The organism is Herbidospora sp. RD11066 (assembly GCF_054661255.1).
The window spans coordinates 206,220-219,809 of sequence record NZ_BAAGDO010000011.1; the positions used below are offsets into that span (position 1 = coordinate 206,220).

General features: G+C 70.9%; 13 protein-coding genes. 3 read left to right on the forward strand and 10 right to left on the reverse strand.

Features of this window, described 5'->3' with window-relative positions:
- Position 1: 1 nt before the first annotated feature.
- The 6 genes from ACYQ78_RS33830 to ACYQ78_RS33855 all read right to left on the reverse strand — a co-directional run bounded on the left by ACYQ78_RS33830 (position 2) and on the right by ACYQ78_RS33855 (position 7,225).
- Entirely contained in the window at positions 2-688 is a 687-nt protein-coding gene (locus tag ACYQ78_RS33830) for a response regulator transcription factor (protein ID WP_459805030.1), read from the reverse strand.
- A gap of 82 nt (positions 689-770) precedes the next feature.
- Positions 771-2,045 (reverse strand): cation:proton antiporter, encoded by a 1,275-nt coding sequence (locus ACYQ78_RS33835; protein WP_459805031.1) that lies wholly within the window; start codon positions 2,043-2,045, stop codon positions 771-773.
- A gap of 4 nt (positions 2,046-2,049) precedes the next feature.
- Positions 2,050-3,324 carry a cytochrome P450 gene (locus ACYQ78_RS33840; RefSeq protein ID WP_459805032.1) on the reverse strand — a complete coding sequence of 425 codons (1,275 nt, stop codon included), beginning with the start codon at positions 3,322-3,324 and terminating at the stop codon, positions 2,050-2,052.
- Positions 3,318-4,331, reverse strand: coding sequence for an alpha-hydroxy acid oxidase (locus ACYQ78_RS33845; protein WP_459805033.1), 1,014 nt, complete (start codon positions 4,329-4,331; stop codon positions 3,318-3,320). The genes ACYQ78_RS33840 and ACYQ78_RS33845 overlap by 7 nt, the downstream gene beginning before the upstream one ends.
- Positions 4,331-5,851: an NAD(P)-binding domain-containing protein gene (locus ACYQ78_RS33850; protein WP_459805034.1), complete on the reverse strand. Its 1,521-nt coding sequence runs from the start codon at positions 5,849-5,851 to the stop codon at positions 4,331-4,333. The genes ACYQ78_RS33845 and ACYQ78_RS33850 overlap by 1 nt, the downstream gene beginning before the upstream one ends.
- Before the next feature lie 24 nt (positions 5,852-5,875).
- The gene (locus tag ACYQ78_RS33855; protein WP_459805035.1) at positions 5,876-7,225 is read right to left on the reverse strand and encodes a class I adenylate-forming enzyme family protein; all 1,350 of its coding nucleotides are present in this window, start codon (positions 7,223-7,225) and stop codon (positions 5,876-5,878) included.
- 86 nt (positions 7,226-7,311) lie between these two features.
- On the opposite strand from ACYQ78_RS33855, the gene ACYQ78_RS33860 reads away from it, so the two are divergent.
- The 3 genes from ACYQ78_RS33860 to ACYQ78_RS33870 all read left to right on the forward strand — a co-directional run bounded on the left by ACYQ78_RS33860 (position 7,312) and on the right by ACYQ78_RS33870 (position 9,555).
- Entirely contained in the window at positions 7,312-8,001 is a 690-nt protein-coding gene (locus tag ACYQ78_RS33860) for a sulfotransferase family protein (protein WP_459805036.1), read from the forward strand.
- 97 nt (positions 8,002-8,098) lie between these two features.
- Positions 8,099-9,109: an aldo/keto reductase gene (locus ACYQ78_RS33865; protein ID WP_459805037.1), complete on the forward strand. Its 1,011-nt coding sequence runs from the start codon at positions 8,099-8,101 to the stop codon at positions 9,107-9,109.
- A gap of 26 nt (positions 9,110-9,135) precedes the next feature.
- Entirely contained in the window at positions 9,136-9,555 is a 420-nt protein-coding gene (locus tag ACYQ78_RS33870; RefSeq protein ID WP_459805038.1) for an SRPBCC family protein, read from the forward strand.
- On the opposite strand, the gene ACYQ78_RS33875 is transcribed toward ACYQ78_RS33870, so the two are convergent.
- Genes ACYQ78_RS33875 through ACYQ78_RS33890 form a run of 4 tightly spaced genes read right to left on the reverse strand, consistent with a single transcriptional unit; the run spans position 9,556 to position 13,541 of the window.
- On the reverse strand, positions 9,556-11,118 hold the full coding sequence (locus ACYQ78_RS33875) for an ABC transporter permease (protein WP_459805039.1): 1,563 nt from the start codon (positions 11,116-11,118) through the stop codon (positions 9,556-9,558).
- Entirely contained in the window at positions 11,115-11,891 is a 777-nt protein-coding gene (locus ACYQ78_RS33880) for an ABC transporter ATP-binding protein (protein WP_459805040.1), read from the reverse strand. The genes ACYQ78_RS33875 and ACYQ78_RS33880 overlap by 4 nt, the downstream gene beginning before the upstream one ends.
- Positions 11,888-12,460 (reverse strand): hypothetical protein, encoded by a 573-nt coding sequence (locus ACYQ78_RS33885; protein ID WP_459805041.1) that lies wholly within the window; start codon positions 12,458-12,460, stop codon positions 11,888-11,890. Before ACYQ78_RS33885 ends, ACYQ78_RS33880 begins: the two co-directional genes overlap by 4 nt.
- Before the next feature lie 13 nt (positions 12,461-12,473).
- A complete protein-coding gene (locus tag ACYQ78_RS33890; protein WP_459805042.1) occupies positions 12,474-13,541 on the reverse strand; it encodes an ABC transporter substrate-binding protein in 1,068 nt (355 codons plus the stop codon).
- Positions 13,542-13,590: the final 49 nt, after the last annotated feature.

A 13,590-nucleotide genomic window follows, 5' to 3' on the forward strand; every position in this document is an offset into this window, starting at 1 on the left:
TTCACAGGGCGCCCAGGCGGTAGCCGACGCCTCGGACGGTTCTGACGACGCCGGGGCCGAGTTTGCCGCGCAGGTAGTAGACGTAGGTGTCGACGATCGACTCGGTCGAGGCGCCGTCGAAGACGCCCCGGCGGAGTGACGCTCTGGTGTGCACGTGCCTGGGGCGGATCGCGAGGGCGCGCAGCAGGCGGCACTCCTGGCCCGACAGCGCGACCTGGTCGCCGCCCGGGAGCCAGACCGCCTGGGCTCCCAGGTCGAGCCAGGCGGCGCCGAGCGGGAGCAGTTCGGCGTGGTCGGTGTGGCGGCGGTGGAGGGCGCGTACGCGGGCCAGGAGTTCGTCGATCTCGAAGGGTTTGACCAGGTAGTCCTCCGCGCCCGCGTCGAGGCCGGTGACGCGGTCGTGGAGGGTGCCGAAGGCGGTGAGGAACAGCGCGGGGACGGTGACGGCCTGCCGCCGGAGCCGTCTGAGCAGGTCGAGGCCGTCGATGGCGGGCAGGCCCCGGTCGACGATCATGGCGTCGTAGGGTCTGCTGAGGGCCAGATGGAGGCCGCGCTGGCCCTCCAGGGCGTGGTCGACCTCGTAGCCGTGGTCGGTGAGCACCTCGACCAGCAGGGTGCCCAGTTCGTGGTCGTCCTCGACGAGCAGCAGCCGACGGGAGTGCGGGTCGGCGGTTCCCGATGTCGCCACGGACATACCGTGTCACTCCGGTCACCGAAATTCCAGAGGTCCTCTGCCGTCACCTGCGGGGGCTCCAGAAATCGAATGAAAGTTACACCAACTGGTCCTCCCGGTCCCGTTCGGCGGCCGGTTCGAGGCGGGCGGGCAGCGCCAGCTTGTAGAGGGGCATGGCCGCGGCCGTGGTGATGACGGCCACCAGGACGAGCATGGCGAACACCTCCTGGCCGATCATGCCGTGGGCCAGGCCGATGTTGATGAAGATGAGGATCATCAGGCCCCGGGCGTTCATCAGGGCGCCGACGGCGTACGACTCGCGCCACGAGAAGCCCAGGGCGCGCATCGAGACGGCGCAGCCCAGGTATTTGCCGACGAATCCGGCCACCAGGATCAGCGCGAAGGCCAGCAGCATGGCGCCCCCGGCGATGCCGTCGAGGTGGGTGTTGAGGCCGGAGAAGGTGAAGAACGTCGGCAGCAGGAGGGTGGAGACGACCTCCATCATCCGGCCGTGCAGGGCCTCGCGGAACTTCGGGTCGCGGGGCATGGCCAGACCGGCCAGGAAGCCGCCGAACACGGCGTAGACGCCGATCCAGTCGGTCAGCCAGCCGGAGGTCAGCGGGACGAGCACGACGACGTACATCATCGCGGGGGTGAAGACGCCCGTCTTGGCGAAGCGGGTGCCGAGCGGGCGCAGCAGCGGGGCGACGACCTTGAGCATGAAGACGGCGAACAGGGCGGTCAGCGCGATCGTGCGGAGGGCGCCGCCGGTGCCGGTGCCGAGGTGGAGGGCGGTCAGCAGGGCCAGCAGGCACCACGCCACGGCGTCGTCGACCGAGGCGGCCACGAGCGTGAGCCGGCCGATCGGCGAGTTCTGCAGGCCACGCTCGTAGAGGATGCGGGCCAGCATGGGGAACGCCGTCAGCGACAGTGCGCCGCCGAGGAACAGCGCGAACTCGAAGGTGCTCACCGAGCCGTCCGACAGGCTCCCGTAGAAGAGCAGGCCGACGCCGAAGCCGAGCAGCAGCGAGGGCAGGAAGCCCGACAGGGCCAGCACTCCGGCCCGTCCGACCTGGCCGGGGCTGCTCGCGCTGTGGTCGAGTCCTGCCCCGACCAGGAACATGTAGAGGGTCAGGCCGATGGTGCTCAGGACGTACAGGATGGGCTTGATCTCGGGCGGGAACAGGGTCTGCTGCGCGGCCGGGAACAGCCAGCCGAACAGGGTCGGGCCGAGCAGCACGCCCGCGACCATCTCTCCCAGCACCCTCGGCTGGTGCACCATCAGCGCCAGCCGTCCGCACACGGCGGAGGCGGCGAGGATGACGACCAGGGCGGGCAGCACCTTCAGCACGAGTTCGAGGTTGGCGTCCACGTGATCACCTGTCTCCGAAGTGGCGGGCGCAGAGGGCCTGCCGGCGGGCGTCCCAGACCATGTAGCCGCCGAGAACGAGCTGGACGAGGCTGCGCCAGACGTCCTCCCAGCGGTCGCGCAGCCGCATGACGCGGGTGCGCCAGGCGGGCGGGCGGGTGCCGGCGGGGGTGAGCAGGCAGGGTCCCCGGTTCGGCAGCGAGCGGGTGTGCCGGGCCGCCGAGGTGAGCTGCCATCTCCCCAGCAGCTCCCGGAAGGCGGCGCGCAGCGCGATCGGGGCGACCCGCCAGGCCGGGCAGGGCCGGTTGGCGGCGATGCCGAACGGGATGTGGTTGAGGTCGCGCACCCCGTGCTCGAACCGGGAGGCGTCGAACCGGTCGGGTTCGGGGAATCCGGCCCGGTGGAAGTCGGGGTAGCTGAAGCAGAGCACCGACCCCTCCGGGATGCCCGGCATGTCGTCGCGGGTGATGCGGTGGGCGACGCCGAACAGCGGATAGAGCCGGAAGGTCTCGTTGATCACCTGGTCGAGGAAGCGGTCGTCGCCGGTGCGGGCGGCGGCCTGCACCCCCGGGTGGTGCGCGAGCACCATGCCGAGGTGCGCGGTCGCCTCGGCCATCTGGACCACGGCCGTGTTGAAGAACACTCCCTGCAGGTAGAGCGCCTGTTCGCGGCGGGTGAGCCCGTCGGGCAGCGGGCGGCGGACCTCGTCGAGCCGCGTCTCCAGGTAGTCGGTGAGCCGGTCGCGGCGGTCCATGTGCCGAAGTCCGGTGCACTTGAGCGCGGTGACGACGTCGTCGGCGTTGCCCACGATGAGGTCGCGGGCCTCCGGCGGGCAGGTGGTGCCGAAGACGAGTTCGTAGGAGAACTCGGCCCAGATCGGCATGGCCAGGTCGCGCAGCCGGTAGGTGGCCCGCGCCCGGCGGGCGCAGCGCGCGGCCATCTCCTCGACGTCGGTCTTCGACACGGCGAGGAACCCCCGGGTCGCCGCGGCGACGGCGTCGTAGCGTTCCCCGGGTTCGAGGTGTTCCTGGTGCAGGTCGGCGCCGGGGGACAGCCAGTACCAGAACAGGTCGGACAGCACCGCGCCCCGGCTGCGGCCGGACGCCGCCGGATGTGAGTAGACCTCCCGGAACCGCTCGACCGGCACCTTCGGCCCCGGTACGGCGATCGCCTCCTGGCCGTTGACCCGCTCGAACACCAGCAGCCGCAGCGCCACGATCCGGCCGGGCAGCCACCACGGCAGCGACGCGACCACGACGGCCAGCACCCCCAGCGTCAGCATCGCCGCACCACGCTCGGGTCGAGCGGACTTCCCGCGAGGGCCATCGCGCTCTCGATCTCGGTACGGAACCAGCCCAGCACCTCCCGCACGCCCGCCTCCCCGCCGGCGGCCAGCGCCCAGATGACCGGCCGTCCGAGGAGCACCGCCCGCGCCCCCAGGGCGAGCGCGGCGACCACGTCGGTGCCCCGCCGGATCCCGCCGTCGAGGGTGACCGGAACGGCGCCGTCCACCGCCTCGACGATGCCGGGCAGCAGGTCGATCGGGGCCGCCGTCCGGTCGAGCTGGCGTCCGCCGTGGTTGGAGACCATGACCAGCGCCGCCCCGTGGTCGATCGCGAGCCGGGCGTCGGCCGGATGGGTGACGCCCTTGACCACCAGCGGCAGGTCGGTGACCTCCCGCAGCCGGTCGAGGTGCGCCCACGAGATCTCCGGCGAGAACTCCACCCGCCGCACCACGTCGCCCTCGCGGAGGTTCTCGCAGGCCAGATGCGCGGGCAGCGCGTGGAACCCGTTGTGCAGGTCACGGGGCCGGGTGCCGAACACGGGCGAGTCGGCCGTGACGACCAGTGCCCGGCAGCCCGCCTTCTCCACCCTGGCCACGACCCGCTCGGTGAAGGCCATGTCGGGCTGGACGTACAGCTGGAACCACAGGGTGGCGCCGGTCTCCGCCAGGGGCTCGATCGCGGTCGTCGAGGCCATGCTGACGACCATGACCGTCTCCTCGGCGGCGGCCGCCCGCGCGGTGGCGAGCTCCCCGTCGGGATGGGCCAGCCGGTGGAAGGCGGTCGGGGCGATCAGCAGCGGCAGGGAGGCACGGCAGCCGAGCAGGGTCACCGCCGGGTCGGGCACCGCACCGGACAGCACGCGCGGGGCCAGGCGCAGCCGCGCGAACGCGGCCTCGTTCTCCGCGACCGCGCCCTCGTCACCGGCCCCGCCCGCGAAGTAGTCGTAGTGGGCCCGCGGCAGGCGCTCACGCGCCGCCGCCTCGTAGCCCGCCAGAGGGGACATCAGATCCGCCGGGCGAAGAACGCCCGGAGAGGTTCCAGGTGGACGTCCGGGGAGGTCCACTCGTTCTCCAGGTTCTCCGTGACGTGGTGGACGGCCGGGGGCTCGCCCGCGCGGTGGTGCCGGACGACCGGATGGAGGTAGTGGCCCTCGTCGGCGCGGTCGGCGTCGCTCTGGCTGATGCGGCTCACCGAGACGTCGAACGGGTCGATCTGGTCGTGGTGGGGGCCGTATTCCAAGGTGATCGTGACGTGGGAGTCAGCGTCGATCGGCAGGTCGATCGGGCGTTCCTCCAGGTAGCGGGCGCCGCCCCGGCCGTCGAGGGCGATGACGTCGGCGATCAGGCCGAACTGCTGCCAGAGGGCCGAGCTGCGGTTGACCCGGTCGAGGACCGCTTGGGCCAGGGCCTTCGGGTCGGCGCCGATCTCCCTGGCGGGCCAGGGGGTGTCGTGGTGGCGCTCCGCCAGGATGCGGTGGAGGGCGCGGGAGCCGTACCGGAAGCCGTGGATGAAGCCGCTGGTGCCGCGCTTGAAGTCGCGTGACTGGGTGATGGTGCCGGCGAAGTACACGCCCGGGACGTTGACCGACTCGTAGGCCGGGGTCAGGTCGGGGAAGCGCCCGCTGACGTGCAGGTCGGGGCGGCAGGTGCCGTCGAAGACGGAGGCGTCGAAGCGGAAGCCGGCGCAGACGATCACGCGGTCGTAGGGGATGTCCTTGGTCACCTCGTCGGCCCGGATGAAGGCGACGGTGACGCGGTAGGTGCCGTCGGCCCGGCGCTCGATGTTCCTGACCTCGCCGTCGAGCAGGGCGTTCTGCGACTTGAGCTGGTAGGTGTCGAGGAAGTTGTTGTTGACCGCGCGCAGGTGGCCGACGTAGTGGGTGCGCCAGGCCATCTTGATCGAGCGCGGCCCGGCGACGTGGACGACGGCGGCGGTCGCGACCAGGTTGTCGGCGGTCTCGAACGCCGAGTTGCCCTTGCCGATGATGAGCACCCGCTTGTCGATGAAGTCCTGGGGGTCGACGGAGACCTCGCCGTACTGCTCGGCGTGCTCGATGCCCGGGATGTTCGGGATGTTCTCCCGGCTCACGCCGGTGGCGACGATCAGCCGCCGGGCCTCGCGTTCGACACCCTGGTCGTCGGTGACGCGGAAGCCTTCCAGGGTTCTGGTGACGGTCGCGGCGCGGGAGCCGTACACGACCTGGAGATCGGCCGCGTAGTCGGCGAGGTAGCGGACCATGTCGTCGGCGGACGGGAAATAGCGGTCGCTGTAGCGGGTGAACAGCAGCTCCGGGTCGTCGGACAGGAGGCTGTTCCAGTCCATGCGGAGGTTCAGCTCGGGGTCGTCGGTGCCGTTGTACTTCTTGTTGATCGAGATGAGGGTCCGGTGGCGGGGGAAGGTGGCGAAGAACGTGCCCGGTGCCGGGCCCGCCTCCATGATCGTGTACGACCTTCCGGCCGCCCCCAGGAACCGTCCCATCTGCAGACCGGCCGGTCCCGCGCCGATCACCAGGTAATCCAGCATGCCCCCAGTGTCGGCACGCGATTCTCAGAGAACGGTCAGAGCCAGCAACGCCGCCTTGTCGGGTTTGCCGGAGGCGGCCATCGGCACCCGGTCGATGACCGTGATCGTCGCCGGCACGTGGTCGGCGCCGAGCTCCTCCCGCACGTGGGCCTTCAGCGCCTCGATGTCGGGGTCCGTCGCGACGACGAACGCGTGGGCGGCCTCGCCGGTGGCCCGGTCGGGGGCGCCGACGACGTAGGCCTCGTCGACGTCGGGATGGGATTCCAGGACGCGTTCGATGGGCCCCAGGTAGACGACCATGGCGTTGACCATGACCGCCTCGCGGGCGCGGCCGACGATGTGGATGTAGCCGTCGTCGTCGACATGGCCCAGGTCCCCGGTGCGGTACCAGCCGTCGGTGACGGGGTTCTCCTCCGCGTTCCAGTAGCCCCGCATCAGATAGGGGCTGCTGACCAGCAATTCGCCCTCATGAGCCCTGACCCGCACCATCGGATGGGGACGGCCGACCGTGTCGGCCTTGGCGGGCAGGTCGCGCGGGGTGAGCATGGAGATCGAGCCCGCCTCGGTCGCGCCGTAGCCCTGGTAGACGACCGGCCCGAGCAGCTTCACCGCCCGCTCCAGCCGGTTTGCGGGGAGAGGCGACCCGCCGACCATCAGGGCGCGCATGTCGGGCAGTTCGGTCGCGGTGTCGATGATCCGGGTCAGCCGGGGGACGGTGAAGACCGAACCGGTGATGCGCAGGTCCCGGTAGACCCGGGGGAACTCGGGGTCCACCGGGATCACGACGGTGCCGCCGCCGAGCACCGCCAGGCCGAGGAACTCGAAGACGACCATGCTGGCCAGCGTGCCGAACAGCAGGTAGCGCTCGAACCCGGCGGCCAGCTCCCTGGCGACCGGCGACCACTCGTCCGGCCGCCACGCCCAGTGCCGGTCGAGGGCGCCGTAGGTGACGGCGCACCCCTTCGGACGGCCGGTACTGCCGCTGGTGAAGGCCAGCAGGGCCACGTCGCCGGGTCGGCCCATCGGGCCGGGGTGCCATTCCTCATCGCCGGCCGGGAGGTTCTCGTCGTCGACGACGTGGTCGACGTCCATGGACAGGACGTGGTCGAGTTGTGGCTTCGAGTAGCCCGGCCGGACGCCGACCACCCGGCAGCCCAGGACGTGGGCGGCCATCTGGGCGGCGAACGCCTCGGGGGTGACCGACGTGCGGAACGCGATCGCCCTCCCCTGGAGGCCCATGCCGTGCAGGGCGCCGGTCATCCGGCCGATCATGGAGTGCAGTTCGGCGCGGGTGACGACCCGGGAGCCGTGCTCGAAGATCGGCCGGTCGGGCTCGGTGCGCAGGAGGGCCGTCAGCGGTTCGGGGAAGACCATTCCACGTCTCCTTCTGGGCAGGGGGCTGTGATCGCGATACAACCACCGTGACATCAGAGCCGGATCAGATCGCCTGGAGGCGACTCGTGGACGTGATCGGCGCGGGGTTCGGAAGGACCGGGACCAGATCCCTCAAAGCGGCCCTCGAAATGCTGGGGTTCGACCCCTGCCACCACATGGCCACGGTCATCGCCGAGCCGCGCCGGGTGCGCCAGTGGCTGGAGGTGGGCGAGGGCCGGTCACGCGACTGGGACGCGATCTTCGGCGGGTTCCGCTCGGCGGTGGACTTCCCGGCCGCCTCCTACTGGCGGGAACTGGCCGACCACTACCCGGAGGCCAAGGTCGTCCTGACCGTGCGCGATCCGGAGCGCTGGTACGACAGCGCGCGGGAGACGATCTTCCGGCGCGCGATCGAGGCGGCCGTCCCCCGGCCGTGGTGGCGGCGGCTGGTGACCTGGCTGATCACCCGCCGGGTGCCCGATTTCGCGCTGCTCCCGCGCATGGTGAACGCGACGGTCGAGCAGCGGGTGTTCGGCGGCCGGGTGGGCGACCGCGACCACTGCGTGGCGGTGTTCCGGCGGCACGTCGAGGAGGTCAGGGCGGCGCTCCCGGCCGATCGGCTGCTGGTGTTCGAGTGCCGTGAGGGCTGGGAGCCGTTGTGCGCCTTCCTCGGCGTGCCTGTCCCGGACGAGCCGTTCCCGAGGGTCAACGAGCGCGCGGAGTTCCACCGGAAACGCCCTGGCCGGGCGCTGCGGCTGATCGTCCTGGGCCGCTGACCGGTTGTTTACCCGCGGCGAGGTGGTGATCCCCCGCGAACGGGGCATGCGACCCCAGATGGGGCTCTAAGTCCGACACGGTGAAAGGGGAAATGTCATGTCGCTTGCCGCCATCCTTCCCGACCGGCGCGGGTTCGGCACGGCTCCACTGGGCAACATGTTCCGCGCGGTCCCGGACGAAGAGGTGCACGCCACCTTGGACGCCGCCTGGGAGCTGGGCACCCGCTACTACGACACCGCCCCCTTCTACGGGGCCGGTCTGGCCGAGGACCGGCTCGGCACCCTGCTGGGCGCCAAGCCACGCGACGACTTCGTCCTGTCGACCAAGGTGGGCCGGGTCATCCTCGACGAGGTGCAGGTCGGCAGCCGCGACCTCGGCGACAAGGGCGGGCTGTTCGAGCACGGCCGCCCGAACCGGATGGTCAACGAGTGGACCGCCGACGCCACCGAGCGGTCGATCGACGACAGCCTCAAACGCCTGGGCGTCGACCGGCTCGACATCGTCTGGGTGCACGACATCGCCCAGGACTTCAACGGCGACGAGTGGCTGGCGAAGTTCGACGAGGCCCGCACCGGCGCCTTCCGGGTGCTGTCGCGGCTGCGCGAGCAGGGTGTGATCAGGGCCTGGGGGCTGGGCGTCAACCGCACCGAGCCGATCGAGCTGACCCTGGCCCTCGACGAGCCGCAGCCCGACGGCTTCCTGCTCGCCGGACGCTACACGCTGCTCGACCACGAGCACGCCCTGCAGCGGCTGCTGCCCATGGCCCAGGAGCAGAACCTCGGCATGGTCGTCGGCGGGCCGTACAGCTCCGGCGTGCTGGCCGGGGGCACCCACTTCGAGTATCAGCAGGCGCCGCCGGAGATCCTCAAGCGCGTCGAGAAGCTCAAGGCGCTCGCCAAGCGGCACGGCGTCGGCATCAAGGCCGCCGCGCTGCAGTTCTCACTCGCCCACCCGGTGGCCGCCGCGGTCATCCCGGGTGCCACCCACCCCAGCCGGATCGCCGAGGACGTCGCCGCCGTCGAGGAGACCGTCCCGGCCGCGTTCTGGGAGGAGCTGCGGGCCAGCGGGCTGGTCAGCCCGGCCGCGCCTCTTCCCGGTGGAGCCTGAGCCTTCCTTCGAACAGGAGAATCATCATGGCCTCGACCTCGGTCAGCCGCGTCATGCCCGTCTCGCCGCAGCAGGTCTGGGATCTCATCGGGGGGTTCCACGCCCTGCCCGACTGGCTGCCGTACATTCCCGAGAGCACCCCGCTTGCGGGCGGCCGGGAACGGCGGCTGCTGAACCCGGACGGCGGGGTGATCGTCGAGCGGATGATGGCCTTCAGCGAGGCGGAGCGTCACTACACCTACGCCATCGTCGAGGCGCCGTTTCCGGTCGTCGGTTATCTGTCCACGCTGCGGGTCAACCCGGTGCCCGGACGTGAGGACGCCGCCGAGGTGCTGTGGTCGGGACTCTTCACCCCGGTGGGGGTGAGCGAGGAGGAGGCGGTCGACCTGTTCACCGGGATCTACCGCGACGGTCTCAACGCCCTGCACGACGCGCTGGCGAAGTGACTACTCCACGCGCTGCGGTGCGTAGCGAGCCACCACCAGGCGTTCGAGCATGGCGACGACGGCGTACAGGCCCACCGAGACCAGGACGATGATCACCGAGCCTGACCACAGCGCCGCGAAGCGGCTGGCGGTGTAGTCGGCGACCAGCAGGCTGCCCAGCCCGGTGCCGCTGGCGAGCCACTCCGCCAGCGTCGCGCCCGCGATGGCGCCGGGGATGGCGATGCGGGCCGAGGCGAACAGGGACGGGAGCGCGTACAGCAGGCGGACCTTGCGGGTGATGGTCAGCTGGCCGCCGCCCAAAGAGGTGATGACCTCGCAGGCGAGCACCGGGGCCGCGCGCAGGCCCTCGCTCACCGTCACCAGGGTGGCGAAGAAGGTCACCACGGCGACGATGACCGTCACGCCCAGGAGGCCGCGGCCGAAGATCAGGGCCAGCAGCGGGGTCAGCGCGACCAGAGGGATCGAGCGCAGGACGATCGCCAGGGGCATGACGACCTGTTCGACGGTGCGGAAGGCGACCAGAAGACAGGCGACCAGCGAGGCGGCGATCATTCCGACGACGTAGCCGAGGCCCGCGTCCAGGAGTGTCGTCCCCAGGGCGGACAGCAGGCGCGCCCGGTGGTCGGTGGCCTCGTCGCCCGAGAAGAGGTAGGTGGCGACGTCGGCCGGGGTCTTGGCGAAGTAGGGGTCCAGGCCGAAGCCCCGGATGACGGCGTACCAGGCCGCCACGACCAGGACGATCGAGCCGAGGACGCCTGCCGCTCCCACACCCAGGCTTCTCAGGCGGCCGTCGGAGGTCGCGACCGAACCGACGGACACGCTGACGTCCTTGGCCGCCCACGGGGTGAGGCGGCGGGCGATGATCGCGACGATCGCGTAGCCGAGGCCGGCCAAAGCCGAGATGACCAGCGCCACGCCCCAGGTGCGGGCCACCTGGAAGGACGACTGCGCCTGGACGAGCATCACGCCCAGGCCGCTGCTGCTGCCCAGGTACTCGCCGATGATCGCGCCCAGGAGCGCGGCGGGGGCGGCGATCTTCAGCCCGGCGAACACGCTGGGGAGCGCGGCGATGAGGCGGAGTTTGCGCAGGACGAGGAAGGAGCCGCCGCCCAGCGACCGGATCAGCTCGATCGTGCTGCGGTCGGCCGAGCGGAGGCCCAGGACGGCGGCGGTCAGGGTGGTGAAGAAGACCGACAGACCGGCCAGGACCTCCTTCGGGGCGTTCCCCGGCAGGACGATCACCAGGATGGGCGCGATGGCGACCAGGGGGACGCAGTAGCTGGCCACCGCGATGCGCAGCAGCACCCGTTCCATGGCCGGGACCTGGACGAAGACCATCGCGAGGACGATCGCCAGCAGGTTGCCCCAGAAGAAGCCGATCGCCGTCTCGCTCAGCGTGGTGGCGATGTTGCCCGAGTAGACGTTCCGGTCGGTCCAGATCGCCTCGGCGACCGCCCACGGGGTGGGGACCACCCTCAGGTCGGAGAAGACCCCGGCCAGGATCCACCAGACCGCGACCAGCACCACCACGACGAGCGCCGTCCGTCGGGATGCGGTGTTCACGCCACTTCCTCGTGGGCGTCGAAGAGGCGTTCGCTCAGGTGGTCGCACAGGGCGTGGAACTCCGGCGAGCGGGTCACCTCCACGCCCCTCGGGCGGGGGAGGCCGACCTTGACGACGTCGATGATGCGGCCCGGACGGGCGCCCATGACCAGCACCGTGTCGGCCAGGAAGACCGCCTCGCTGATCGAGTGGGTGACCAGCAGGGTCGTGGTCGTGCGCTCCAGCCAGATCCGCTGCGTCTCCAGGTTGAGGCGCTGGCGGGTCATCTCGTCGAGGGCGCCGAAGGGTTCGTCCAGGAGCATGACCTCCGGTTCGCCCGCGAGGGTCCGGGCCAGGGCCGCCCGCTGGCGCATGCCGCCCGACAGCTGGGCCGGGCGGGCGTTCTCGAAGCCGGTCAGGCCGACCAGCCGGACCAGGTCGGCGATGGCCGGTTTGCTCACGGGGCGGCCGGCCACCTCGAAGGGCAGGGCGATGTTCGACTCGACCGTGCGCCAGGGCAGCAGGGCGGCGTCCTGGAAGGCGACGCCGATGCGGTGCTCCCGGCGCAGTTCGTCGGGGGAGCGGCCGTGGACGAGCGCGGTGCCCGACGTCGGGGTCTCCAGGCCGGCGAAGATGCGCAGCAGGGTCGACTTGCCGCAGCCCGAAGGCCCGAGCAGGGCGACGAACTCGCCCTGGCTCGTGTGCATGTCGATGTCGCGCAGCGCGGCCACCTGCGACTTCCCGACGTCGAAGACGCGGCTGACCCCTGCGGTGGCCAGGCCTTCCTGGGTCATCCGTGCCACTTTCCGTCCGCCACGACGGCGACGAGCCGCTCGCGGTAGGTGGTGTCGCGGCCCTCGATCTCGTTCTGGACCTTCGAGCCCTCGTGCAGGAAGTGGGAGATGTCGCGGCCCATCTCCTGGCCCCGGCGGGTGTGCATGTCGAGGGCCCAGTCGGGGATCTCGGGGAGGCGCTCACCTGTGGCGAGCGAGTGGGCGGCCCACAGGCCCAGTTCGTCGGTCGTCCGGTCCTTGGTCCGGGTGACGAGGAAGCGGACGGCGTGGGCGGCGAAGAGCCAGCGGTCGCCGAACTCGCGGGTGATGCGCTGGTGCATGCGGTAGAGGGCGTCCAGGACGACGGGTTCGGAGAAGGTGCCCGTGCCGGTGTCCTCGCAGGAGATGACGAGCAGGCGGGACCACATCTGCTCTTCGAGTTCGGGGCTGCTCTCGTACATCTCGCGGGCGACGAGGAGCGCGTTCTCGAGCAGGCCGCGGCGGATGGACTTCTGCAGGGTGGAGATCAGCTCGTCGGCGGCGAAACCGCGCTTGCTGGTGACACGGGTCCAGGGGTCTTCGGTGTGCACGGGGGAACGCTCCTCAGATGTGGGTCTTGCCGGCATACGCGTCCTTCAGGACGGTCGCGTCGAAGAGCTCCTCGGCGGTGCCCTTGACGCCGAGCGAGTTGATCGTGGCGATGTTGGCGGCGATGCCGTCGGCGCTCATGGTGAGCAGGCCGTTGGTTTTGGCGTCGCCGGTCTCGATGACCGAGCGGAAGGCGGCGGCGGTCTTCTGCTGGGCGGCCAGGTCGAGGTTGAGGCTCTTGCCGTACTTCTCGACGACCAGCTTGGCGGCGGCGTCGGTGTCGGCGAGGGCGTCCTGCCAGCCGCGCACCGAGGCGCGGACGATCTTGACGATCTGCTCCCTCTTGTCCTTGTCGGCCAACGCCTGGTCGCTGGTCAGGAGGCAGTCGGCCCAGACGTTGTAGCCGTACTCGCTGAGCGTGAACGTGGTGGTCTTCACGCCCTGGAGGTCGAGCTGGATCGGCTGGTTGACCAGCAGCGACACGAACGCGTCGCACTCTCCGGCGACCAGGGGCGACGGGTCGAACTGGACCGGGACCATGGTGATGTCGGCCGGGTCGATGCCGTTGGCCTTCAGCACGGTGTTGACGATCTCCGCGCCGCTCTGCTGCATGCCCAGCTTCTTGCCGACGAGGTCCTGGAGGGTGTTCACCGGCTTGTCGGCGAGCGACATGATCGCGGTCGGGTTGGTCTGCATGGTCGCCGCGATGATCTTCAGAGCGGCGCCCTCGTTGCGGGCCTTGGCGATGGTGTCGACGGAGTCGAGGCCGACCAGCGCCTTTCCGCTGACGATCAGCGGTTCGACGACGACCGAGGGGCCGCCGGGCGTCAGCGTCACGTCGAGGCCCTCGTCCTTGAAGTAGCCGCGGTCGTCGGCCACGAACAGGCCCATGTTCTCGACGTTGGCGATCCAGCCGAGCTGGAAGTTCACCGGGCCGGAGGCGGCACCGCCACCGGCGGCGGCGGTGGTCGGGGCGGCGGAGGTGCCGGACGAGCACGCGCTCAGCACGGCGGTGCTCGCGGCGAGCAGCGAGGCGCCGCCGATTCCGGACAGGAAGGCACGACGGGAGAAGGACGAGGGCATGGCGGAAGCCTTTCTGGGGGTGGGAATGCGACGCCGGTCGGGAGGGGAC